Raw genomic sequence first — 24,124 nt, 5'->3', positions numbered from 1 at the left:
AGGCGCGCCATGTTTTTTCAAAATAACCGTGATCTGATTATTTTATATAAATATATCAATACATTAAACAGATGACTCAAAGTTCAAAATAAATAAGGAGTGTCCCACACCGTGAAACGCCTTCCTCTTCTGGCCATCATCATGGGCATCGCCAGCCTGATCCCGATCATAGGATGTACCTGCGCGATCATCTTTCTTTCCCCCACCGTAACACCACGCATGCTGGAGGTTACGGTGGGATATGGGGCGGTGATGCTGTCCTTTATGGGGGCGGTTCACTGGGGACTGGCACTCGAAACACCCGCAATCATCACGCCGGGTCAGGAAGCAGGAAAAACCAATACCTACCGCCTGTTACTGGGCAGTGTGCCGGCAGGCATCGGCTGGCTGGCGCTATGCGCGGCGATGTTCCATGAACTGGCGGCGCTGCTGATGCTGATGGCGGGATTTGGTGGCATGCTGGTGATTGAACGCGTGGCATGGCGCAAGGGGGCGATGCCACGCGGTTACATGACGCTGCAATGGATTGTCGTCACGGTGGTGGAGGTCTGCCTGCTTGCCGTAACGGTCATGGCGCTGTCATGGAAATACACTGCCTGAGGATAGCCTGCCTGTGACAGGCAGGCCCATAAGCCGTGACAGAGACATAATGACCAGGACATAACGAGGGCATTGTCTGAAAAGCCTTTTGGAAACAAGCCCCTGCATAAGAAGCAGCATCCAAAACCTTCTGTATTTTCAACCAGCCCTCAGACGATGCCCTTTGTCAGCCGGTCATAACGCTGCAGATTGGCCAGCAGGCCTTCCATCTGTGACAGCGCAATCATGTTGGGACCATCACTGGGGGCTTTATCCGGGTCTTCGTGCGTTTCGATGAAAACGGCGGCCACACCGATCGCAAGGGCCGCACGGCTCAAAACCGGGGCGAATTCACGCTGCCCCCCTGACGAACTGCCCAACCCGCCGGGCTGCTGCACTGAATGTGTCGCGTCATAAACAACCGGAAACCCGGTCCGTGCCATAATCGGCAGGCCACGCATGTCATTGACCAGCGTGTTGTAACCAAACGAGGTTCCCCGTTCGCACAACATGATACGCTCGTTACCGGTCGAGGCGATCTTGGCCGCCACATTGGCCATATCCCACGGGGCCAGGAATTGCCCTTTCTTCACATTGATGGCCGCCCCCGTTTCCCCTGCGGCAAGCAGAAGGTCAGTCTGGCGACACAGAAAGGCGGGAATCTGCAGCACATCGACGGCTTCGGCGGCGGGCGCACACTGCTCCGGCAGGTGAACATCGGTCAGCACGGGAATGCTGAAACGTTCGCGTACACGGGCAAGAATTTCCAACCCACGATTCGCGCCAATTCCACGTGCGCTCGTCAGGCTGGTACGATTCGCCTTATCGAAAGAACTTTTATAGATCAGCCCGATTCCCAGCCGCCGCGTCACGGCCTGTAGAAAATCAGCGGTCTCCACAGCATGGGATTCCGATTCGATCTGGCAGGGGCCAGCAATCAGGGTGAATGGCCGGTCATTGCCAATCACCAGATCCCCGACCCGGATTTCCACCTGCGCATTCTCCATCTGCACGTTCATTGGCGTGAAGTCCGCTTCAATGCCGCACCCACCAGCCCCGAAAACAGCGGGTGCGGATCAAACGGCTTGGACAGAAGTTCGGGATGGTACTGCACCGCGACAAACCACGGATGGTCGGGATATTCCACGATTTCGGGCAGGATTCCATCGGGCGACATCCCGGAAAAACGCAGACCCGTTTTTTCCAGTTGCTCGCGGTAATGGACATTCACCTCGTAACGATGCCGGTGGCGTTCACGGATGTCCGTCCGTCCATAAATATCCGCAACCCGCGATCCTTCGGCCAGACGTGCAGGATAGGAACCAAGCCGCATCGTGCCACCCAGTTCGCCGCCTTCGCGTCGACGCAGCAGTTCATTGCCACGCGCCCATTCCGTCATCAGGCCCACAAGGGGCTCTTCCGTCGGACCGAATTCGGTGGAAGATGCTTTGGGAAGGCCCGCAAGATTACGTGCGCATTCGATCACCGCCATCTGCATGCCGAAACAGATACCAAGGAAGGGGATGTTGTTTTCACGGGCAAACTGCACCGCGCGGATCTTGCCTTCCGAACCCCGTTCCCCAAAGCCACCGGGGACAAGGATGGCATCGGAACGTGCCAGCGCCTGAAGGTTCGTATCAGACTTTTCAAAATCCTCGGCCTCGACCCAGTTCAGGCGCACCTTCGCACGATGGGCGATGCCACCATGGTGCAACGCCTCGATCAGGGACTTGTAACTGTCAAGGAGGGCCGTGTACTTACCCACGACCGTGATCGTCACCTCCCGCTCAGGGTGGCGGATCGCATCGACGATACGCTCCCACCGCGACAGGTCGGGTTCGTGGTCCGCAGGCAGCCCGAAATGGCGCAGCACCTCCGTATCCATACCTTCGGCATGATAGGAAATGGGGCAGGCATAGATCGTATCGACATCCCGCGCGGCAATGACCGCCTCGGGACGGACGTTACAGAAGCTGGCGATCTTGCGCCGCTCGTTGGTGGGAATCTCCCGATCGGAACGACAGACCAGCATCTGCGGCTGGATGCCGACATTCTGGAGTTCCTTGACCGAATGCTGTGTGGGCTTGGTCTTGAGTTCACCCGCTGCCGCAATCCATGGCAACAACGTCAGGTGAATGAACATCGTCTGTTCGGGCGCAAGGTCATTACGCAACTGACGGATGGATTCGAGGAAGGGCAGGCTCTCGATATCGCCAACCGTGCCGCCGATCTCAACCAGGACGAAGTCCACGTCCTCTGTTCCCGCCACGATCATTTCCTTGATCGCGTTGGTGATATGGGGGATGACCTGCACGGTCGCACCAAGATATTCGCCACGCCGTTCACGTGCGATCACATCTGAATAGATCTGGCCCGTCGTGGCATTGTCTGCCTTGGTCGCGGGTACGCCTGTAAAACGCTCGTAATGCCCGAGGTCGAGATCCGTTTCCGCACCGTCATCGGTCACAAAGACCTCGCCGTGCTGATAGGGACTCATGGTCCCGGGATCGACATTCAGATAGGGATCGAGCTTGCGCAACCGGACCCGATAGCCACGGGCCTGGAGGAGGGCGGCAAGGGCTGCCGAAGCGATGCCTTTGCCAAGGGAGGACACCACGCCGCCGGTGATGAATACAAACCGCGTCATGGATGGCCTTCCTACACTGCTTGCGCCCGGCGTGAAAGGCCCATGACGGGTGCAATCACGGATTGGGCGAAAAAATATCCAGCCCGGTGCCCCATGGGTGGGGAACCGGGCTGTTTGCATACGTCATTTGGTGGGCGTCGTCGTGGCCGGCGCTGACGGGGCGGCAGGCTGCGCCAGGATGTCATGGCCCACACCAGAGGACGCGCCACGGTTCATGATCGCAAGCGTCAGCGACAGCACCATGAAAATGGTGCCCAAAACGGCAGTCGAACGCGTCAGGAGTGTGGCCGTGCCACGGCCCGACATGAAGGAGCCCATTCCCTGGGAACTGCCGATCCCAAGACCGCCCCCTTCGCTGCGCTGGATCAGGATCGTCCCGATCAGTGCCACCGTGACAAACAGATGCAACAAAAGAAGGACCGTGATCATACTTGTTCCCAGCTATCCCCTGCGGCGGGGGCGATAATATCAGATATCGACCGCCGCACGGACGATCGGCATGAACGTCTCCGCCGCCAGGCTGGCATTGCCGACAAGCGCACCGCCAACATCGGCGATGGGCAGGATATCGGCGGCGTTACGTCCATTGACCGACCCACCATAAAGGATTTTTATGGTTTTACCAGCGTCCCCGAACTGCCGGACCAGTTCCTCGCGGATGAACTGGGTCATGTCGGCGATGTCCTGCTGTGACGCCGCCGTGCCCGAACCGATCGCCCAGACCGGTTCATAGGCGACGATGCCGGTGAAACCCTGCGGCAGGGATCCCTGTATCTGCCATCCGACGGTTTCCTGCGAATCCCCATTGGAACGCTGGTCGGCGCTTTCGCCCACACATATGATGGGGATCAGGCCCGCGGCAGCGGCGGCAACCGCTTTTTCACGCACGGTCTCATCCAGTTCGTGATGGTCGCGCCGACGCTCCGAATGACCAAGGATTACGTATTGGACGCCAAGGTCACGCAGCATGCTGGCCGCAATGTCGCCAGTATGCGCGCCACAGGGATCCTGATGGCAGTCCTGTGCGCCAAGGGCGATCCCGTGTTCACGCAGTTTCGGCCCCAAGAGCGCGAGTTGCGTGAAGGGCGGACAGATGACCACCTGCGCGCCGGAAACATCCGCGGCCATGGCCGCGCCAATGTCATCGGCCGCCTTGGCCGCATCCGCGGTCATGCCGTGCATTTTCCAGTTGCCGACGATTATCTGCTTCATTTCTGCTTTTCCGGTTACTGCGCACACTGAAACTGTAAAATACCGCCGGCCTGCCCGTGCCTGATGGCAGGACCGGGGACGTTATGGCCCAACCTAGACCACGCCCCCCTGCAGGTGGCAACCCATCCGCACGAAGGGCAGGGACGCCCCCAACTGCCTTCTGGTCAAACGCACGGGGGGGCCGTATGGTGCCGCAGCTAAAAAATGGCCCATCCATGCCACGCGCGCATGGGTCATGTTGCGTTTACTTGCCGATTTTCGTCTGGGTCTGGTGTCTGCATGTTATCATTCTTGTGCCGTATTTTTGTCGATTCCTGGGTTGGCAGGGTTATCGTGGGGCTGTTTTTCCTGACATTCGTCGGGTGGGGTGTGGGGGATGTACTGATGAACATCGGTACCGAACGTGCCGATGTCGTGGCACGTGTCGGGCCGGACCCCATCCTTGTGCCAGCCTATGAACAGGCATTACGCACGGAAATGCCCCAGATCGCGCAGCAGATGCACCTTGACGATCCGTCGCAGATCCCGGCGGCCACGCGTGAACAGATCGCACAACAGGTCCTCCAGCGCCTGATCCTGCAGGATGAGGTCGCGCTTGCGGCACGCAACCATGGCCTGCTGGTGCCGGACAGCGCCGTGCGGGCCGAGATTTTCGCCATCCCGGCATTTCAGGACAAAAACGGGCAATTCGACCGCACCACCTTCAACAACCGCCTGCGCAGCAGCGGCATGACAGAAGCGCGGCTTATTGAACTGGTCCGTGCGGAACAGGCATCAAAAGCCCTGATGGAACCGATTCGCAACGGTGCGGGTGCACCCGACCTCCTGACGCGCCGCATCTTTGACCTTGAGGCACAGACCCGCAAGGTGGATATCGTGCGCGTTCCCTTTGCCGCGCAGACCCCCGCCGCCCCCAGCGACGCGCAGGCCCGCCGGTTCCATACCAACCATCCGTGGCTGTTTGAGGCGCCAGAGTACCGCCACGCCCGAATCGTGGTTCTGTCGCCTGAAACCGTGGCCCGCTCCATGACCATTCCCGATGCGGACCTGCATCATATGTATGAACAGCAGGCACAACGGTTCAACACCCCCGAAACCCGCTCCGTTCAGGTCATCACCGCCCCGAACGAGGCGCGCGCGCGCGAACTGCTGACGACATGGCAGGGCGGCGCAAGCTGGGACGCGATGCAGAAAAGCGCGGGCAAGGACAGCGCCAGCGTGGAAATGGACGATATCCGCATTTCCTCCATCCCGTCACAGGAACTCGGTCGGCAGATCTTCAACGCGCCGTCTGATACCGTCTCGCCCCCCATCCATACCGATGGCGGATGGGCCATCTTCCGCGTCCTCCATGTCACGCCTGCACATATTTCCGATTTTGAATCCGCACGTCCCGCCCTGCAGGCGCAGGCACTGGCCGAACGGGTGCAGGCCCAGATTGGCGATCGGGTCCAGAAACTGCAGGACGCCATTGCAGGCGGCGGGCTGGATTCCATCCCATCCGAACTGGGCGCGGTGGCGGTCGCGGGCAATGTCGATGCCCATGGCATGACGCAGGAGGGCACACCAGCCCCCATCCCGGGCAGTGACGCCGTGCGCCAGGCGATTGTCGCGCGCGTCTTCTCCCAGCCAAAGGGCAGCAGCCCTGAACTGCTGCAGGCCCCCGAGGGAACATGGTACGCCGTTTCCGTGGATGGTGTGACACCCGCCCGTCCGCTGTCGTACGAGGATTCGGCGCAGAAGGTCCGTGACGCATGGATGGACGATGCCCGTCGTCATGCAGCAGACCAGACGGCAACGACGCTGTATACACAAGCCCAGACCATGGGGGGGCTTGCCCATATTCAGCCCGCTGTGCCCGACCTGGTACACAGCACCCCATTTTCGCGCGCACATGACGTGACCGAGGTCCCGCATGACATCGCGGAAATCGCCTTCCGCCTTGACCATACCGGCCAGAGCCTGATGGTGGAGGCGGATGGGGCTTTTTATGTTGCGACGCTGACGGATATTTCCACCCCAGACCCGGCATCACAGCGCATGCTGTTCGACCGCATCCGCACGACACTGACGCAGGCCGTGGCCGATGATGTGGAGATGAGCTACGCTCAGGCACTGCAGAGCATCGTGAAACCCAAGCCCAACCCGAGCGCCATCAGCGCCGTTATGTCCGCCGTTTCCGGCAAGGGCAATCCAGAGGCAGGACAGTGAGCACAGACCCTTCGCAGTTCATTCCCCCGTTCCGGGCAACGCCGGCTTCCGACCGCGAAGAGGCTCTGGCCATGCTGCGCGATGGAAAGGCGACGGTTGCATGGCGGGTGGAACCTGCGGACCTGCTGACACCGGTTGCAGCCTTCTTGCATCTCTCACCACTGGCCAGTCGCCATGGTGGGGGCAGGGGCGGCCGCAATGCTTTCCTGTTCGAAAGCGTCGAAGGCGGCGTCTCGCGCGGACGGTATTCGGTGATCGGACTTCTGCCCGACCTGATCTGGCGCTGCCATGATGGTCAGGCCAGCCTGTGCATGGACCCGGCTGCTGCCCAACACGAATTCCACGCTGACGACCGCCCCCCGCTGGAGTCCCTGCGTGACGTGCTGCACGCCAGCCGGATCGGGCTTGCCGATCATCTTCCCCCGATGACCGGCGGGGTGTTTGGCTATCTTGGCTATGACATGATCCGACAGATGGAATACCTGCCGGATATTCCGCCTGATGACCTTGACCTGCCCGAAGGCCTTATGATCCGCCCCGGCCTGTTCGCCATTTTCGATACGGTGCGCGACGAACTGCTGCTTGCGGTGCCGCTACGCCCCGATCTGGACACCCCCGCGGACGAGATATGGGACAAGGGACAGGCGCTGTTGCATCAGGCGCGTACGGCTCTGGCCACCCCATTACCGACGCCACCCCAGGAAACGGGGGCGATTACGCCGCCCATCCCCACATCCCCCTTCACGCGGGAGGAATTCTGCACGGTGGTGCGTCGTATCCAGGATTATATCGCCGCAGGTGATGCATTCCAGGTCGTACCCAGCCAACGTTTCGAGGCGGACTTCACCCTGCCGCCGTTCGCACTCTACCGCGCGCTTCGTCGGATCAATCCCGCGCCATTCCTGTTCTTTCTCGACCTTGACGGGTTCAGCCTTGTCGGCTCTTCGCCAGAGATCCTGGTACGCCTGCGCGATAACACGATGACGGTGCGTCCCCTCGCCGGCACACGCCCACGCGGCCGCACGGCCGCCGAGGACATGGCGCTGGAGCAGGATCTGCTTGCCGACCCCAAGGAACGGGCTGAACATCTCATGCTTATCGACCTTGGCCGCAATGATGTGGGCAAGGCCTGCGCGCTGGGCTCGGTCAAGGTCACGGAACAGTTCGTCATCGAACGCTTCAGTCACGTCATGCATATCTCCTCCAATGTAGAAGGGACGATCCGTCCGGGGCTGGAGGCACTTGACGCGCTGATGGCGGGATTCCCGGCGGGGACGCTGACTGGCGCACCAAAGATCCGGGCCATGGAAATCATCGACGAGGTCGAACCCACACGACGGGCGACCTATGCCGGGTGCATCGGTTATTTCGGCCCAGAGGGACAGATGGATACCTGCATCGGATTGCGCATGGCGGTCGTCAAGGACGCAAAGATGTATGTACAGGCTGGCTGCGGTGTCGTCGCCGACAGTATTCCCGAGGCCGAGTACGAGGAAACCCGCCAGAAGGCCCGCGCCCTGTTCCGCGCCGCGGAAGAGGCCGTCCGTTTCGCCAGCCGCGAACAGCCTGAAAAAGCAGGTGAGTAAATGCTGTACGGAAATGCACACATTTATTTTATCGCTTGCCCCAACAGGGATTTGACCCTGCCACGCGGGGGGGTCATGATATCGCCATGATCCTTCTGATCGACAATTATGACAGCTTTACCTTCAACCTTGTCCACTATCTGGGGGACCTGGGGGAACGCTGTGACGTACGCCGCAACGATGCGCTGAGCGTGGAAGACGCGATGCGTCTGAAGCCTGAGGCGATCGTATTTTCACCCGGCCCCCGATCCCCGAACGAGGCGGGGATCTGCTGTGATCTGATCGCGCGCGCGGCGGGGGAAATCCCGATGTTCGGCGTGTGTCTGGGCCATCAGTCGATCGGTCAGGTTTTTGGTGGCCAGGTCGTGCGTGCCCCCATTCCGATGCATGGCAAGGTTTCGCCCGTAATCCATAACGGGACGGATATCTTTACCGGCCTGCCGGACCCGTTCCGCGCCACACGTTATCACAGCCTGACGGTTGACCCCGATACACTGCCGGATACGCTGGTGCCCACGGCATGGACGTCAGATGGTGTGATCATGGGGCTGCGGCACCGCGAACTGCCGATCTTCGGGGTACAGTTCCATCCCGAAAGCATCGCCTCAGAACACGGCCATGATATTCTGGCCAACTTCCTTGCCATCGCGCGCACAGGGACTGCACCGTCCAAATCCAGGGCTGCCTGAACCGTCATGGCGAAGTCATCCGGCCAGTCCATGCCCGTCCCCATGGTTGGCGATTTCCGCTCCGCGATGCAGGCGCTGCTGCTTGGCCGCGACCTCCCGCTTCAGGTCGCCGAAGAGGTGTTCGGCCAGGTCATGGACGGGCATGTCTCCGACATCCGCCTTGCCGCGCTCCTTACCGCACTCCATGCAAAAGGGGAGAGCGCGGACGAGCTGCGCGGTGCCGTCAGTGCGATACGTGCGCGCATGGTGGGCGTCGACGGCCTGCCATCGGGGGCCATGGACGTCTGTGGCACAGGGGGCGACGGGCTTGGCACGTTCAATGTCTCCACCGCAGTGGCCTTCGTTCTTGCGGCCCTCGGCGTGCCGGTGGTCAAGCATGGCAACCGGGCATTATCCTCGCGTTCCGGGGCGACAGACGTGCTGTGCGAACTTGGCGTTGGCCTGCCGGACGGGCATGATGATATCCGCGCACTGGTGCATGCCTGCCGTGTGGCGTTCCTTGCTGCCCCCAACCATCATCCCGCCTTGCGGCATGTGGGGCAGGTCAGGCGGGAACTCGGCTTTCGGACCATTTTCAATCTTGTCGGCCCCTTATGCAATCCGGGACATGTCCGTCGGCAACTGGTGGGCGTGTTCGATCCGCGCTGGCGGCGTCCGATTGTCCAGACCCTGCGTGACGAAGGATCGCTTTGTGTCTGGAGCGTCAGCGGCGCATGCGGTGACGGCCGCTGGGTGGATGAACTGACCCTTGCCGGGGAAAACCGGGTCTGCGCGCTTGATGACGGGACCATCCGTGAACTGTCCATCACGGCCACGGATGCGGGATTGCCCCCCACGCCGATCGAGGCGATCGCGGGCGGTACTCCAGACCATAATGCCCGCGCGCTGGAGGCCCTGTTGCATGGTGAGCGTGGCGCATACCGCGACACGGTCCTGCTGAACGCGGCCGTGGCGCTGCATGTGTCGGGGCATGGGAATATCATTCAGAGCGACGGACTTGCTATTGTCGCCCTGCGTAAGAACGTTGCCTTGGCCGCCAGCGTTCTTGACAATGGCGCGGCGCATGCCGTGCTTCAATCCGTTCGTGAATACCGGGCGGACAGGCCAGAATAGAGTAACACAGGGTAAAAAATGAACGACACGCCAATGATGCCGCAACAGACCGATTCTGTCCCGGACCTGGATGCCGATGATTTGCCCGATGTGCTCGACCGGATCTGCGCCCGCACCCGGGTGGATGTCGCGCAACGTGCAACCGTCATGCCGCTCAAGGAAATCACCGCGCGCGCGCGCGAGGTGGCAACCCCGCCGCGCGGCTTCGGACAGGCGCTGAAGCAGCGTACTGCCGACCACCAGATCGGGCTTATCGCGGAAATCAAGAAGGCGTCCCCCTCTGCCGGCATCCTGCGCGCCGATTACCAGCCCACCTTGATTGCACAGGAATATGAACAGGCAGGGGCGGCATGCATTTCCGTGCTTACGGAAGGATCGTGCTTTCACGGAAGCGCCGAAGACCTGACCCGCGTGCGCGAGGCGTGCAAGCTGCCGATCCTGCGCAAGGACTTCATCCTTGATCCGTGGCAGGTACATGAAAGCCGCCTGATCGGTGCGGACTGCATCTTGCTGATCATGGCGATCCTGACGGATGCAGAGGCTGCGGAACTCCTCGACATCGCACGCGGACTGGACATGGACGTACTGGTCGAAGTGCATGACGAGCAGGAACTAAACCGGGCGCTGGCGCTTGATACATCGCTTATCGGCATCAACAACCGCAACCTAAAGACCCTGAAGACCGACCTTGGCACGACACTGGAACTTGCACCGATGGTCCCGCCGGACCGGATCATCGTCTCTGAAAGCGGCATCCGCACGCACGAGGACATCGTGAAGCTGAATGCCGTGGGGGCGAGTGGATTTCTGGTCGGTGAAAGCCTGCTGCGCATGGATGATCCGGCGAATGCGGTCCGCATGCTGCTGGGCACCGCACCGGCATGACGGAAACGACACTGTCGCATCTTGATGCTGCGGGCAACGCCGTCATGGTGGATGTCTCTGGCAAGGCGCAAACCCGGCGTGAAGCGGTGGCAAAGGGCCGTATTACCATGCGCGGCACAACGCGGGACATGATCCTGTCAGGCACCGCGCCAAAGGGGGACGTACTGGCCACGGCACGGATCGCGGGCATCATGGCGGCGAAGAAAACTGCCGACCTGATCCCGCTCTGTCATCCGCTGGCATTATCATCGGTCAAGGTCGACCTTATCCCCACGACGGATACACCAGGTATTGAGATTACCGCACGCGTCAGCACCACCGGCCCAACCGGTGTGGAAATGGAGGCCCTGACGGCTGTCTGCGTGGCGGGCCTTACGCTGTATGACATGTGCAAGGCGGTCGATCGCGACATGGAGATCGGTCAAATTTGCCTGCACCATAAATCCGGCGGCGCATCAGGGCTTTATGAAAGGACGGCACCGCCATCCAGATAAACCGGACGCGACCCCTGGTTGCTGCGTGATTATCTGGCCTGGCCCGGTCTGTACGTCATGTAAGAAGGCAAGGACACTCAATGAGTGAAAAACAAGTTTCCGATGTCGTAGTCGGCCGTAACAGTCAGGCCATGACCCAGGCTGAACTGCAGGAAGCCTATTACCAGATGGTCCTGATCCGCCGTTTTGAGGAACGCGCGGGGCAGTTGTACGGGATGGGCCTGATCGGTGGGTTCTGCCATCTCTATATCGGGCAGGAAGCCGTGGTGGTCGGTATCCACATGGAGCTCAAGGACGGGGACAAAATCATCACGTCCTATCGCGACCATGGGCAGATGCTTGCCGCGGGCATGACGCCACGCGGGGTCATGGCGGAACTGACCGGACGTGAAGGCGGATATTCCCACGGCAAGGGAGGATCAATGCACATGTTCTCCCGCGAGAAGAACTTTTACGGCGGGCACGGCATCGTCGGTGCGCAGGTCTCCCTTGGTATCGGGCTTGCCTTTGCCAACAAATATCGTGGTACGGACGAAGTTTCCGTCACCTATTATGGCGAAGGCGCATCCAATCAGGGCCAGGTCTACGAAAGTTTTAACCTCGCCGCCCTGCACAAGCTGCCGTGCGTCTTTGTCCTTGAAAACAACCATTACGGAATGGGCACCAGTGTGGAGCGGGCCTCTGCATCGCGTGAATTGTGGCGCAACGGGGAACCATGGGGCATTCCGGGATTCCATGTCGATGGCATGGATGTGGAAGCCGTGCGCAACGCGGCACGTGACGCAGTCGCACATTGTCGCGCGGGCAAGGGGCCGGTACTGCTGGAGGTCGATACCTATCGCTATCGCGGTCATTCGATGTCCGATCCCGCCAAGTATCGCCAGCGGTCCGAAGTGGACGAAATGCGCAAGAACCACGACCCGATCGACCGTGTGCGCAAGGAACTCCTGAACATGGGCACGACGGAAGACGCGTTGAAAGCCATTGACGCCAAGGTCAAGGCCATCGTTGTCGATGCCAGTGACTTCGCCCAGACCAGCCCCGAACCCGATCCGTCCGAACTGTGGACCGATGTGCTTGTCGAAAGCTGAACACATGCCCATACAGATATTGATGCCCGCCCTGTCCCCCACGATGACAGAAGGGAAGCTGGCGCGCTGGCTGAAGAACACGGGGGAAGATGTCGCCCCCGGCGACGTGATCGCCGAGATTGAAACCGACAAGGCCACGATGGAAGTCGAGGCGGTGGAAGAGGGAACCATCGGGCGGGTTCTCGTTCCCGAAGGAACGGAAAATATCGCGGTCAATACCCCCATCGCCATCCTTCTTGCACCGGGGGAAGACAGCTCCGCCGCCAACGCGGCGCCTGTAGAACCCGTATCCGCAAACCCCGTATCCGCGACGGCGGCTGTACCGATGGCGCCCCCCCGGACGACCAGCGCCCCTGCCATACCCCCAGCCCCCCATATGGGCGCCGAAAAGGACTGGGGCGAAACCAGCGAGATCACAGTGCGTGAAGCCCTGCGTGACGCGATGGCCGCAGAATTGCGCCGTGACGGCGACGTTTTCCTGATTGGCGAGGAAGTCGCGCAGTATCAGGGCGCCTATAAGGTATCGCAGGGGCTTTTGGACGAGTTCGGAGAGAAACGTGTCATCGACACCCCGATTACCGAACAGGGCTTTACCGGCATGGCGGTTGGCGCGGCGCTGACGGGGCTGAAACCGATCGTGGAATTCATGACCATGAATTTCGCCATGCAGGCCATTGACCAAATCATCAATTCCGCCGCCAAAACGCGCTATATGTCCGGGGGGCAGATGTCCTGTCCCATCGTCTTTCGTGGGCCCAACGGTGCGGCGGCACGCGTGGGCGCGCAGCATTCACAGTGTTATGCAAGCTGGTACGGTCACATCCCCGGCCTGAAGGTCGTGGCCCCCTGGTCCGCCGCCGACGCGAAGGGGCTTTTGCGTGCGGCAATCCGCGACCCCAATCCCGTTATCTTCCTTGAAAATGAAATCCTCTACGGACAGAAATTCCCATGCCCGGTAGATGAGGATTTCATCCTGCCCATCGGCAAGGCCAAGGTCGAACGTGAAGGCAACGATGTCACCATCGTGACATTTTCCATCATGGTCGGCGTGGCGCTGGAGGCTGCGACGCAACTGGCGGATCAGGGCATCAGCGCGGAAGTGATCAATCTGCGTACCATCCGTCCCCTTGATACCGAAACGATCGTGAACAGCGTCAAGAAGACCAGCCGACTTGTCTGCGTGGAAGAAGGCTGGCCCTTTGCCGGGATGGGGGCGGAAATCGCCATGCAGGTGATTGAACATGCGTTCGATTACCTCGACGCCCCACCGGTACGCGTCGCAGGTGCTGACGTGCCGATGCCATTCGCCGCCAACCTTGAAAAACTGGCATTGCCCAATGTCGAATGGATACTCAACGCCGTTCGGCAGATCGTCTGAGGGAGCAACGCGATGTCCACGAATATCCTGATGCCGGCGCTGTCTCCCACCATGACGGAAGGCAAGCTGCTGCGCTGGCTGAAAAAGGAAGGGGAGGCCGTTTCCGCCGGTGACGTCGTTGCCGAGATCGAAACGGACAAGGCCACAATGGAGGTCGAGGCGGTGGACGAGGGCATCCTTGGCCGTATCCTCGTGCAGGAAGGGACCGACGCAGTCAGCGTCAATACACCAATTGCCATCCTTGTGACCGAGGGGGAGGCCGTGCCCGATGCGCCCAGCCCCCCTGCCACACCCCCGACACCTGCTCCAGTCACAGCCCCAACTGCCACCGCCATCCCTGCCACGACCATGCCCGCCGCCACAGGGCAAGGCACGGGCCAGGAGGCCAGAGAACAGGCGAGGGGGCAGGCCAGGGGGCAGCGTATTTTCGCATCCCCCCTTGCACGGCGTATCGCCAGCCAGAAAGGGATCGACCTGTCCGCACTGAATGGAAGCGGCCCGAACGGGCGCATCGTCCGTCGCGATGTTGAACAGGCCACCATACAGCCCGCAGCGTCCCCTGCCGCACCACCCACGGCCACCGTCCCCGCACCTGTGCAGGACATCGCGGCCATTGCAGGCGATACCCCACACCACACCGTCGCCAATTCGACGATGCGTAATGTCATTGCCCGCCGCCTGAGCGAAGCGAAATCGACCATTCCGCATTTTTATGTGGAGGTTGATGTCGAACTCGACGCGCTGCTTGCGCTGCGCACGCAACTGAACGCGGCATCCCCTGCGGATGGGCCGGGGGCTTACAAGATCTCGGTCAATGACATGCTCATCAAGGCCGCCGCCGTCACGCTGCGCCGGGTGCCTGACGTGAATGTCTCCTTTGCGGGCGACATGACGGTCCATTACGACACGATCGACATCTCGATGGCGGTCTCCATCCCCGATGGCCTGATTACGCCCATCGTCCGGCAGGCCGACCACAAAAGCCTTGGCCAGATCAGCGCGGAAACCCGTGACCTGATCAAGCGCGCGCGGGCGGGCAAGCTCAAACCCCATGAATTCCAGGGGGGAACATTCTCCATCTCCAACATGGGAATGATGGGGGTCAAGGCATTTTCCGCCATCATCAACCCGCCACAGGCCGCCATCCTTGCCATCGCGGCAGGAGAAGCGCGCCCTGTGGTGAAGGATGGGGGGATCAGCATCGCAACCGTCATGACCGTGACCCTGTCGGTCGATCACCGCGTCGTCGATGGCGCGCTTGCTGCGCAATGGGTTTCGGTCTTCCGTTCCGTAGTGGAAAATCCGCTAAGTCTCTTGGTCTGAGGACGCTGGCATGAGCACTTCCCAATTTGACATCATCATCATCGGTGGTGGTCCCGGCGGATATGTCAGTGCAATCCGCGCGGGGCAACTTGGCCTCAAGGTCGCGGTGGTGGAGGCCGCGCATCTGGGTGGTATCTGCCTCAACTGGGGCTGCATCCCGACCAAGGCGCTGCTACGGGCATCAGAAATCAACCATCTGCTGCATAACCTTGGGGAATTCGGGTTCGCGGCAGACAATGTACGTTTTGACCTTGAAAAGGTGGTCAAACGTTCCCGTGCGGTTTCGGCGCAGCTGTCGGCAGGTGTCGGACACCTGCTGAAAAAGAACAAGGTGACAGTCATCAACGGCTTTGGCCGCCTCGACGGCAGGGAGGGTGATAAGCACCGTGTGTCAGTAACACCGGCCAAGGGAGGGGAGGCGATCTCCCTTGCCGCCCCGCATGTGATTATCGCCACGGGCGCACGGGCACGTGTTCTGCCAGGGCTGGAGCCGGACCAGAAACTGATCTGGTCCTATCGCGAGGCCATGGTGCCGACAACGTTGCCAAAACGTCTGGTGGTGATCGGGTCCGGGGCGATTGGAATAGAATTCGCGTCGTTCTATCGCAACATGGGGTCCGAAGTGACCATCGTGGAGGTTGCCGGACGTATCTTGCCGGTGGAAGACGAGGAGATAAGCGGTCTGGCCCGCAAGGCGTTCGAAAAGCAGGGAATGCAGATCCTGACGGGCGCGAAGATCGTGTCCGTTTCCAAAGGGGCCGAAACCGTGACCCTGAAGATCGAGGCTGGCGGCAAAACGCATGACATGACCGTCGATCGCGTGATTTCGGCGGTCGGGATTGTCGGCAATGTGGAGAATATCGGGCTGGAAGGCACGGCAATCGAAGTTGACCGCACCCATATCAAGGTCGATCCCTACTGCCGCACGGCGGAAAAGGGGATCTATGCCATCGGGGATATCGCCGGGCCACCGTGGCTGGCGCACAAGGCAAGCCATGAGGGGGTCATGTGCGCGGAAATGATTGCGGGGCAGGACGTCCATCCGATGGACCCGCTCAACATCCCCGGATGCACGTACTGCCGTCCACAGGTCGCTTCCGTCGGGATGACCGAGGCGCGGGCAAAGGATGCCGGCTATAAGATCAGGGTAGGACGCTTTCCCTTTGTGGGGAATGGCAAGGCCATCGCGATGGGAGAACCCGAGGGGCTGGTCAAGACCATTTTTGACGCACAGACCGGCGAACTTCTGGGTGCGCACATGATCGGGGCCGAAGTGACGGAGATGATCCAGGGTTACGTCATTGCCCGGACGTCGGAACTGACGGATGGCGAACTGAAGGAAACAGTCTTCCCGCATCCCACAATTTCCGAAGCCATGCACGAAGCCGTGCTTGCCGCCTATGATGGGGCGCTGCATTTCTGAAGGCTGCAAAGACCGCTTTCATGCGCCATGAACGGGGGAGGTATGTTACACTTTCCGCTTTTCCCGACCTTGTGATTGCCTGCCAGGTTCCGGGACGCAAGAATGCTTGACGCATGGAACGGTGCGTTCCACTTGTGGATATCTGCCTGTTTTTCGGGGTTTTACCGCTATGTCCGTACGTGTCCTGATCGATCATCGCAAGGAGGGTTCCCCCGCAGCGCGGCACCCGGAAAAAGCGCACCGGCCTGACAATCCCATTGCCAGGAAACCGGACTGGATCCGGGTGCGTGCGCCCAATAACCCCGTCTATCACGAAACCCGCAAGTTGATGCGTGACCAGAATCTGGTCACGGTGTGCGAAGAGGCAGCCTGCCCCAATATCGGTGAATGCTGGTCGCAGCGTCATGCAACCATGATGATCATGGGCGAGATCTGTACCCGCGCCTGTGCATTTTGCAATGTCACCACCGGGTTGCCAAACGCGCTGGATGCCGATGAACCGCAACGTGTGGCCGAAGCCGTAGCAAAGCTGGGCCTGCGCCATGTGGTCATTACGTCCGTTGACCGCGATGACCTGCCGGATGGGGGGGCGCAGCATTTCGCCCGTGTCATCACCGCGATCCGGCAGGCGGCCCCCCCCACCACCATCGAAATCCTGACCCCGGATTTCCTGCGTAAACCCGGATCGCTGGAGGTTGTGGTCAGGGCGCGGCCGGATGTTTTCAACCACAATCTTGAAACCGTGCCACGTCTGTATCCGTCCATCCGGCCTGGCGCACGTTATTACCAGTCGATGCGGCTGCTTGACGACGTCAAGCGCCTTGATCCGTCGATCTTCACAAAGTCAGGTCTGATGCTTGGGCTGGGGGAAGACAAGCCGGAAATACTTCAGGTCATGGATGACCTGCGTATAGCAGACGTTGATTTCATCACCTTGGGGCAATATCTCCAACCTACGGTCAAGCATGCTGCGGTGGCGCGATTTGTCACGCCGGATGAGTTCGCCGACTATGCCGCCATGGCCCGGGTCAAGGGATTCCTTCAGGTAAGTTCCTCGCCACTGACACGGTCATCGTATCATGCGGACTCTGATTTTGCGGAATTGCGCGCCGCACGACAAAAGCGTCTGGAAGCCCAGAATGGCGCGATGGAGACGAAGTGATGCCCACCCATGCCGAACGTCGGTTGATCGCCTATTCTCCAGATCAGCTTTTTGATCTGGTGGCCGATGTCGGAAAGTATCCGCAGTTCCTGCCCTGGTGCGTCAATGCCAGCGTCAGGAGCCGCACCGCCACCCTGCTGGTGGCGGACCTGTCGATCGGTTTTGGCCCGTTTCGCGAAACCTTCACCAGCCGCGTTACCCTGGATCAACCACGGACCATCCGCGTTACCTATGAAAAAGGTCCGTTTCGATACCTTAACAACGTCTGGACCTTTACCCCTGATGAACGGGGATGCCTGATCGATTTCTTTGTTGATTTCGAATTCCGTTCCCGCCTGTTGCAGGCGGCAATTGGCGTTGTGTTCAACGAGGCCGTTCGCCTTATGGTTTCGGCCTTTATCCGGCGGGCCCGCGATATTTATGGTCCACCCACGATTATACCGCCCGCCAATCCCTCGACCATGCCCGCCAAGATGGGAAACGCATAAAAGCGGGCATGCCTATTTCCCGGAAAATGGTCTAATGAAATATTCTTCTTTCCTGATTTTCCTGCTGTCTGTAATGGCGGGGGCAGGGACGGCACATGCGTCTCCGGCTGGGGGGCATGCACATCATCACGCATCAACCAGCCAGCACCCGGCCCCCGGCAGCAACGCTGAAACAGCGGACCTCAACGCCATAAGCCTGAAAAAAGCCCGGGCCAGCATGACAACACCAGCAGCAGCCCCGCCGCAGGCCGTAACGAACGGCAAGGTTCAGCCTGTCCAGGCCGCAGGAACGGGAATGACTTCGCCGCCCATCCGCGTACCTGAAACCAGCGATACTGTCGCAATGTATTAAAACAGGATGTTACCAGACAGAAATTTGACTTTTTCTGCACGCGATCAGGTCATGGCACCTGATCGCAACATATATTAGATGTATACTCAGATGCTTACCCAACCATAGAACTGAAATTATTTTTTATAAATTATTATGAGATACGATTTTAAAATAAACAAAATTTTTATACGATTTATTTCGAATGAATGACATATTTTGGCTTTGTTATTTTTTGAAATTCCATCTCATTCCATAGAAAACATCCTACTTAACCAGCATGTAACGCCTCAAGCACCAGTGTCTGGGCATAAATAACTGCCTGCTGTCGGATTGAATCCCGGTTCCCGGAAAATACGACCGAAACCGTCCGGGTCTGCCGCTGCTTTATCGCAACCGCGAACCAGACCAGACCAACCGGCTTTTCAGCACTTCCCCCACCGGGGCCTGCAATCCCTGTTACAGATATCGCGACATCCGCATCAGGGGCGACCGCCACGGCCCCATCAGCCATGGCTGCGGCAACCTCGCTACTGACTGCGCCACGCAGGTCAAGCAGGATAGAAGGCACGTCCAGCAATCGCATCTTCATGGCGTTGGAATAGGTGACAAACCCACCCGCCACGAATTCGGATGCCCCTGCTGGCTGCGTCAGGGACCCGGCCAACAGGCCGCCGGTGCAGCTTTCAGCCGTGACAATACGACGTCCCTGCCGGGCCAGTTCTTCGAGCAGCAGCAGCGCCCCCTGCATCATCGGGGTGGGCAATGACGGTTCCATATCCACTCTCCTGTTTCTACTTACCCCAACGCTGGGATCAGGCAATGGCATGCAGGGCCATGACAATCAGGCCCGCCCCCATACCCGCCACGATATCATCGCCCATGATGCCCACCGCATCATGACGCCTGTCAAACCAGCCAACCGGCCCCGGCTTCGTGATGTCAAACAGCCGGAACAGTGCGAACGCCAGCGCCAGCCACAGGCAATCGGCGCCACGCAGGGCAAAGGGGGAAAGTGGGGCAAGCGGCCACATCGACAGCCACATGCCTGCGACTTCATCAATGACGATCCAACCATGGTCTTCCCCATTGGACACCATGGCCGTGGCCCAATACCCGATGACACAGCATACCATGATGGCCATGCCCATCCACGCCACGTGCTGTAATAGCGGTATCCCCACCAGTAACGCCGCCAGAGACCCAACCGTCCCCGGTGCCCTGGGGAAAAAACCACAGCCACCAAAACAGGCAATCATCCGTGCGAGGAAACGCATTACCGTGCGACCTCCTGTCCTGTTATCGCCCGAGCCTGATAAACCGCCATATTTTCCATCACACGTTCCACATAATTGCGCGTTTCCTCGAACGGGATACTTTCAATCCAGTCGAGTACAACCTCGCCCGATGCATGGTCACGTGCAGGGTCCCCAAGGGAGGCAAGCCATGTATCAACACGATGCGGACCGCTGTTATAGGCGGCAAGCAAGTAGGGTACACTCCCACCAAAGCGCTCCATCAACTGCTGCAGGTAAGCTGCCCCCAGCGTCATGTTGACCTGCGGGTTCGTTAACGTGGCTGCCGTTATCGTGCCAAATGACTGGTGCGTACGCCGCGCCAGCTCCTCGCCCGTGGCAGGACGCAACTGCATCAGACCAACCGCATGCGCCCCACTGACGATGGTGGGATCAAAATTGCTTTCCTGCCGCATGACTGCAAGTTCCAGCCCCTGCGGCAGATCATGTTCTGCCGGAACATAGGGGCGCGGCCAGCCATCCTCCACCAATGCCAGCCCGTCACGACCTGCGCGGCGTGCAATCAGCACCGCGACATCAGGCATCGCAAGGCGGGTTGCCAACCGGGCAGCCATCACATGCTCCACCGGGTGGGTCGCTTCTTCATCCAGCTTGATGACGAAATCACGGGCATGATGAAAATCATTCCACGACGCCAGGATCTGGGCCGCACGCGCAAGGTCCGATGTCTCGAAACGCACGGACTCTTCGACCGTGGGTTCGGGCGGATGCAGGCGCACCAGATATTCACGCACGGACTGCCCGGCCTGACTTGGGGCCAACAGTCCATTGACCGCATTGTCCTGCAGGCAGGTGATCGACATCTGGCCATAAAAAGTATTGGCAAGCTGTGCGGCCTCGTCCCACGCAACACGGGACGCCGCGCGGTTGCCACGTGCGGCCTGCGCGCGCCCACTCCAGTATAATCCGCGGCTACGGGTAATCAGCGAAGTTGCCGTGGTCAGGGGGGCAAACGCCGCCAGCGCCTTTGCAGGCTGGTGCAGCCGTTGCAACATGATCCAGCCGCTCAGGAAACGCGTATCGTAAAAACTGACCTCCGGCAGGGCAGAACGGTCATCGGCAACCAGCAGGGCGTCGCGATTACGCCCTTGCGCCAACAGATCACGCGCCAGCGCATCGCGGGCATGCCAGAACATCGCGGCCCCCGCCTTGTCCTGCTGCTGTTCTATGGTGAACCCCGAACGCTTCCATAACGCCAGGGCATCATCAAGGCGCTGCGCATGGTCAAGCCAGCGCAACTGCTCCAGCACCAGTATGGCGTCATCGCGCTGGTCAGGTGGCACCAGTGCAAGCAGGCTTTCAGCGCCCATATCGTTATGATGAAAGGCAAGCCGCGCACGCGCAAGCGCCTGCTGCTGCGGATCAAGGAAGGACACCTGCGCGTCCGCGGCGCCAAGGCGGCCTGTACGCTCCTGCCGATCGAAACGCCGCCAGTTATCCTGCGCAGTGAAGCTGGAACCAAACTGCTGCTGCATCAGGCGCGCATCGGCGGGTTGGTCATTTCCCGCGATCCATGCCGCACGCGCCCATTGCGTGATCCGCGATGGGGGGAGTGCCGCCCCTGTGGCGCATCGGGCAAGGGCCTGTGCGGTGCCAAGTTGCCAACGCGCACACAACCGCGCGAGTACGGCAGGATCGCCTTCCTGTGACAGGGCACGCTCAAAACGCGCAACCATGACACCACGTCTGGGCCATGTGGTGCTTTCGGTCAGGAAATTGGCATATTCATCCGCCGTGCCGCCCGCAGGCGACAGCAGCCGCAGATAAACCGTCAGGCGGGCAGCGACCGGGCTGTCATCGGCATTGCCTGTCCCGGCCTGTCGCTCCGTAGGCCATGCGGGGGCAGGGGGGATGACAGGACCTTCGGCATGAAGGGAAAAAACCGGGCAGGACATCCATACCCCGGCCGCCACGCAGGCAAGAAAGGCGCCACGCCGCAGCGCACCGTGCGCGCGACGCCGGAAATAACCGATAGCCCGACCGTCACCCGTCACGAAAGATGGGTCCACACTTCACCTCCGCCCTTGAAGATCAGCTCAACCGCCACAACCAGCACCACCAGCAGCCCGATCCATGAAATCCAGCGAAACCGCTCCAGCAGCCGTGCAATCAGCGACGCCGCGATGGCCATCATCAATACCGACACCACCAGCCCGGTTACGAGCACGCCTACATGTTCTCCCGCGGCCCCCGCCACGGCCAGCACGTTATCAAGGCTCATGGACAGGTCAGCCACGATGATGCGGATAATGGCGTTGCGCAATGACGCGGGCGCAGGGGCGCCATCTTCCCCCGCATGGCCGGGACCGCGCATTTCACGATACATCCGCCAGCAGACCCATAGCAGAAGGAGCCCCCCCGCAAGCGTCAGGCCGATGACCGCCAGCAGCCGGACGGCCACCAGTGCAAGGCAGATACGGATCAGGGCCGCACCCAATACCCCCGAAAGGATCGCAACCCTGCGCTGTGGGGCAGGCAGGCCGCGCACCGCCATCCCGACAACGATCGCGTTGTCGCCCGCAAGCGTGAGATCAATGAGGACAACCTGACCAAGCGCGTAAAGCGAGGAGGCGGAAACGGCAAATGACATGAAGCAGGGATATCCTGTTGCACCGCCCATAAGGGACGTGAAAGTAAGTCGGTCTGCCCTGTTATATGCCGTGGGACGCGGATGCCATGCAATCATGCGTATCCGGATTTGAAATATGCACGAAAGGGAAGACGCGCGACGCGGAATTGGCTAGGAAAGGGTCCCACATTCCCCTATCGCGCATTTTGTTAAGGAAATCCAACCCTATGGTCCCGCGTTATACCCGGCCGGTGATGGCCGCCATCTGGTCCCCGGAAAACCGGTACCGCATCTGGTTCGAGATTGAGGCCCTCGCCTGCGAGGCGATGGCCGAATACGGCGCCATCCCCAAGGAATCCGCACGCACCATCCGTGAAAAGGGCGACGCCGCCATGGCGGCGTTCACGCAGGCCGACCTGGACCAGATTGACGAAATCGAAGCCGTGACACGCCATGATGTCATCGCCTTCCTGACATGGCTTGCCCAGAAGGTCGGCCCCGACAGCCGCTTCGTCCATCTGGGCATGACATCATCCGACGTACTTGATACCTGCCTGTCGGTGCAGATGGTGCAGGCGACCGACCTGCTGCTTGAGGATCTGGACAAGCTGCTCGCCGCGCTGAAACAGCGCGCATTCGAGCACAAACATACGCTGACGATCGGACGCAGCCACGCCATCCATGCCGAACCGACCTCGTTCGGGCTGAAACTTGCGGGACATTATGCGGAATTCGCGCGTAACCGCGAACGCCTTGTCCGTGCACGCGCGGAAATTGCCGTATGCGCGATTTCCGGGGCGGTGGGCACCTATGCCCATATCGACCCGCGCGTGGAGGAATATGTCGCACGCAAGCTGGGCCTCGAACCCGAAGGCGTTTCCACGCAGGTCATCCCGCGTGACCGTCATGCGGCCTATTTCTGCGCGCTGGCGGTCATCGCCAGTGGAATCGAACGCCTTGCGGTTGAAGTACGCCACCTGCAACGCTCCGAAGTGCGTGAGGCGGAGGAGTTCTTCCATCCGGGGCAGAAGGGATCGTCCGCGATGCCGCACAAGCGCAACCCGGTCCTGTCGGAAAACCTGACCGGGCTTGCGCGTCTGGTGCGTTCACATGTCATCCCGGCGCTGGAAAATGTGGCGCTGTGGCATGAACGCGACATCAGCCATTCGTCGGTGGAACGCAACATCTGCCCCGATGGCACGATCGGCCTTGACTTCGCGCTGATGCGCCTTGCCGGCATGATGGAAAAGCTGGTCATCTATCCCGATCGCATGCAGGCCAATATCGAAAGTCTGGGTGGCGTTGTCCATTCGGGTGAAGTGCTGTTGGCGCTTGCACGCGCAGGCATCCTACGTGAAGATGCCTATCGCATCGTGCAGCGCAACGCGATGGAAACATGGACCAAACTGGGACAGCCCGACGGCAGGACGTTCCGCGAAAACCTCGACGCTGACCCAGAGGTTGCAGGACGCGTGCCTGCCGAAGTGCTGGATGCGGCGATGGACAGCACGGCGCATCTGCGGCAATTGGACCATACCTACAACCGCGTATTTGGTGAAACCGGCCCCCGGTCCGCATAAGGGGACAGCCGGCAGACCTGCCTGTCCGGTACCGGCGCGCGCCAAAC

23 protein-coding genes are annotated in these 24,124 nt (G+C 60.3%); 15 read left to right on the top strand and 8 right to left on the bottom strand.

Going from position 1 to position 24,124, the window contains the following annotated elements; translation table 11 throughout:
- Window positions 1-111 precede the first annotated feature (111 nt).
- Window positions 112-600 carry a DUF3429 domain-containing protein gene (locus tag IFJ82_RS07705; protein ID WP_192266180.1) on the top strand — a complete coding sequence of 163 codons (489 nt, stop codon included), beginning with the start codon at window positions 112-114 and terminating at the stop codon, window positions 598-600.
- A gap of 149 nt (window positions 601-749) precedes the next feature.
- Here the strand turns inward: IFJ82_RS07705 and kdsA are convergent, their stop codons facing one another.
- The 4 genes from kdsA to tpiA form a co-directional block, all read right to left on the bottom strand.
- Window positions 750-1,598, bottom strand: a complete 849-nt coding sequence (gene kdsA / locus IFJ82_RS07700) for a 3-deoxy-8-phosphooctulonate synthase (protein WP_371861391.1) — start codon at window positions 1,596-1,598, stop codon at window positions 750-752.
- Window positions 1,595-3,226, bottom strand: a complete 1,632-nt coding sequence (locus IFJ82_RS07695) for a CTP synthase (protein ID WP_003620137.1) — start codon at window positions 3,224-3,226, stop codon at window positions 1,595-1,597. Before IFJ82_RS07695 ends, kdsA begins: the two co-directional genes overlap by 4 nt.
- A 123-nt stretch (window positions 3,227-3,349) precedes the next feature.
- A complete protein-coding gene (gene secG, locus IFJ82_RS07690; RefSeq protein ID WP_075596143.1) occupies window positions 3,350-3,655 on the bottom strand; it encodes a preprotein translocase subunit SecG in 306 nt (101 codons plus the stop codon).
- A gap of 39 nt (window positions 3,656-3,694) precedes the next feature.
- On the bottom strand, window positions 3,695-4,438 hold the full coding sequence (gene tpiA, locus IFJ82_RS07685; protein WP_192266179.1) for a triose-phosphate isomerase: 744 nt from the start codon (window positions 4,436-4,438) through the stop codon (window positions 3,695-3,697).
- Between the two features lie 279 nt (window positions 4,439-4,717).
- Between tpiA and IFJ82_RS07680 the strand changes: the two genes are divergently transcribed.
- From IFJ82_RS07680 to IFJ82_RS07620, 13 genes are all read left to right on the top strand, one after another.
- A complete protein-coding gene (locus IFJ82_RS07680) occupies window positions 4,718-6,649 on the top strand; it encodes a peptidylprolyl isomerase (RefSeq protein WP_192266177.1) in 1,932 nt (643 codons plus the stop codon).
- A 71-nt stretch (window positions 6,650-6,720) separates the two neighbouring features.
- Window positions 6,721-8,235: an anthranilate synthase component I gene (trpE, locus tag IFJ82_RS07675; RefSeq protein WP_225578837.1), complete on the top strand. Its 1,515-nt coding sequence runs from the start codon at window positions 6,721-6,723 to the stop codon at window positions 8,233-8,235.
- Between the two features lie 86 nt (window positions 8,236-8,321).
- The gene (locus tag IFJ82_RS07670) at window positions 8,322-8,924 is read left to right on the top strand and encodes an anthranilate synthase component II (RefSeq protein ID WP_003620142.1); all 603 of its coding nucleotides are present in this window, start codon (window positions 8,322-8,324) and stop codon (window positions 8,922-8,924) included.
- Between the two features lie 6 nt (window positions 8,925-8,930).
- Window positions 8,931-10,037 carry an anthranilate phosphoribosyltransferase gene (gene trpD, locus IFJ82_RS07665; RefSeq protein WP_192266173.1) on the top strand — a complete coding sequence of 369 codons (1,107 nt, stop codon included), beginning with the start codon at window positions 8,931-8,933 and terminating at the stop codon, window positions 10,035-10,037.
- Window positions 10,038-10,070: 33 nt separating this feature from the next.
- Window positions 10,071-10,922 carry an indole-3-glycerol phosphate synthase TrpC gene (trpC, locus tag IFJ82_RS07660; RefSeq protein WP_003620145.1) on the top strand — a complete coding sequence of 284 codons (852 nt, stop codon included), beginning with the start codon at window positions 10,071-10,073 and terminating at the stop codon, window positions 10,920-10,922.
- Window positions 10,919-11,416 carry a cyclic pyranopterin monophosphate synthase MoaC gene (moaC, locus tag IFJ82_RS07655; protein ID WP_003620146.1) on the top strand — a complete coding sequence of 166 codons (498 nt, stop codon included), beginning with the start codon at window positions 10,919-10,921 and terminating at the stop codon, window positions 11,414-11,416. The genes trpC and moaC overlap by 4 nt, the downstream gene beginning before the upstream one ends.
- A 131-nt stretch (window positions 11,417-11,547) precedes the next feature.
- Entirely contained in the window at window positions 11,548-12,507 is a 960-nt protein-coding gene (gene pdhA / locus IFJ82_RS07650) for a pyruvate dehydrogenase (acetyl-transferring) E1 component subunit alpha (RefSeq protein WP_174805748.1), read from the top strand.
- A 4-nt stretch (window positions 12,508-12,511) separates the two neighbouring features.
- Entirely contained in the window at window positions 12,512-13,885 is a 1,374-nt protein-coding gene (locus IFJ82_RS07645) for a pyruvate dehydrogenase complex E1 component subunit beta (protein WP_075631717.1), read from the top strand.
- A 12-nt stretch (window positions 13,886-13,897) separates the two neighbouring features.
- Window positions 13,898-15,208, top strand: coding sequence for a pyruvate dehydrogenase complex dihydrolipoamide acetyltransferase (locus tag IFJ82_RS07640; RefSeq protein WP_192266171.1), 1,311 nt, complete (start codon window positions 13,898-13,900; stop codon window positions 15,206-15,208).
- 10 nt (window positions 15,209-15,218) lie between these two features.
- The gene (gene lpdA / locus IFJ82_RS07635; RefSeq protein WP_192266169.1) at window positions 15,219-16,631 is read left to right on the top strand and encodes a dihydrolipoyl dehydrogenase; all 1,413 of its coding nucleotides are present in this window, start codon (window positions 15,219-15,221) and stop codon (window positions 16,629-16,631) included.
- Window positions 16,632-16,800: 169 nt separating this feature from the next.
- Window positions 16,801-17,793 carry a lipoyl synthase gene (gene lipA / locus IFJ82_RS07630; protein WP_075624266.1) on the top strand — a complete coding sequence of 331 codons (993 nt, stop codon included), beginning with the start codon at window positions 16,801-16,803 and terminating at the stop codon, window positions 17,791-17,793.
- Window positions 17,793-18,281, top strand: a complete 489-nt coding sequence (locus IFJ82_RS07625; protein WP_003620158.1) for a type II toxin-antitoxin system RatA family toxin — start codon at window positions 17,793-17,795, stop codon at window positions 18,279-18,281. The genes lipA and IFJ82_RS07625 overlap by 1 nt, the downstream gene beginning before the upstream one ends.
- 34 nt (window positions 18,282-18,315) lie before the next feature.
- Window positions 18,316-18,633: a hypothetical protein gene (locus IFJ82_RS07620; protein WP_003620159.1), complete on the top strand. Its 318-nt coding sequence runs from the start codon at window positions 18,316-18,318 to the stop codon at window positions 18,631-18,633.
- A 250-nt stretch (window positions 18,634-18,883) separates the two neighbouring features.
- Here the strand turns inward: IFJ82_RS07620 and IFJ82_RS07615 are convergent, their stop codons facing one another.
- Genes IFJ82_RS07615 through IFJ82_RS07600 form a run of 4 tightly spaced genes read right to left on the bottom strand, consistent with a single transcriptional unit; the run spans window position 18,884 to window position 22,518 of the window.
- The gene (locus tag IFJ82_RS07615; protein ID WP_225578813.1) at window positions 18,884-19,390 is read right to left on the bottom strand and encodes a CinA family protein; all 507 of its coding nucleotides are present in this window, start codon (window positions 19,388-19,390) and stop codon (window positions 18,884-18,886) included.
- A 37-nt stretch (window positions 19,391-19,427) separates the two neighbouring features.
- Window positions 19,428-19,889, bottom strand: coding sequence for a phosphatidylglycerophosphatase A family protein (locus tag IFJ82_RS07610; RefSeq protein WP_003620163.1), 462 nt, complete (start codon window positions 19,887-19,889; stop codon window positions 19,428-19,430).
- Entirely contained in the window at window positions 19,889-21,937 is a 2,049-nt protein-coding gene (locus tag IFJ82_RS07605) for a lytic transglycosylase domain-containing protein (protein WP_192266167.1), read from the bottom strand. Before IFJ82_RS07605 ends, IFJ82_RS07610 begins: the two co-directional genes overlap by 1 nt.
- The gene (locus IFJ82_RS07600) at window positions 21,919-22,518 is read right to left on the bottom strand and encodes a YjbE family putative metal transport protein (RefSeq protein ID WP_003620166.1); all 600 of its coding nucleotides are present in this window, start codon (window positions 22,516-22,518) and stop codon (window positions 21,919-21,921) included. The genes IFJ82_RS07605 and IFJ82_RS07600 overlap by 19 nt, the downstream gene beginning before the upstream one ends.
- A 206-nt stretch (window positions 22,519-22,724) precedes the next feature.
- Here IFJ82_RS07600 and purB point away from each other — a divergent pair, with 206 nt between their 5' ends.
- Window positions 22,725-24,077: an adenylosuccinate lyase gene (gene purB / locus IFJ82_RS07595; RefSeq protein WP_003620167.1), complete on the top strand. Its 1,353-nt coding sequence runs from the start codon at window positions 22,725-22,727 to the stop codon at window positions 24,075-24,077.
- The last annotated feature ends 47 nt before the right edge of the window (window positions 24,078-24,124 follow it).

It is taken from the genome of Novacetimonas hansenii (assembly GCF_014843995.1).
Classification (GTDB): Bacteria; Pseudomonadota; Alphaproteobacteria; order Acetobacterales; family Acetobacteraceae; genus Novacetimonas; species Novacetimonas hansenii.
Note: the sequence above shows the minus strand (reverse complement) of the source record. Positions and strands in the feature narration are given on the sequence as shown.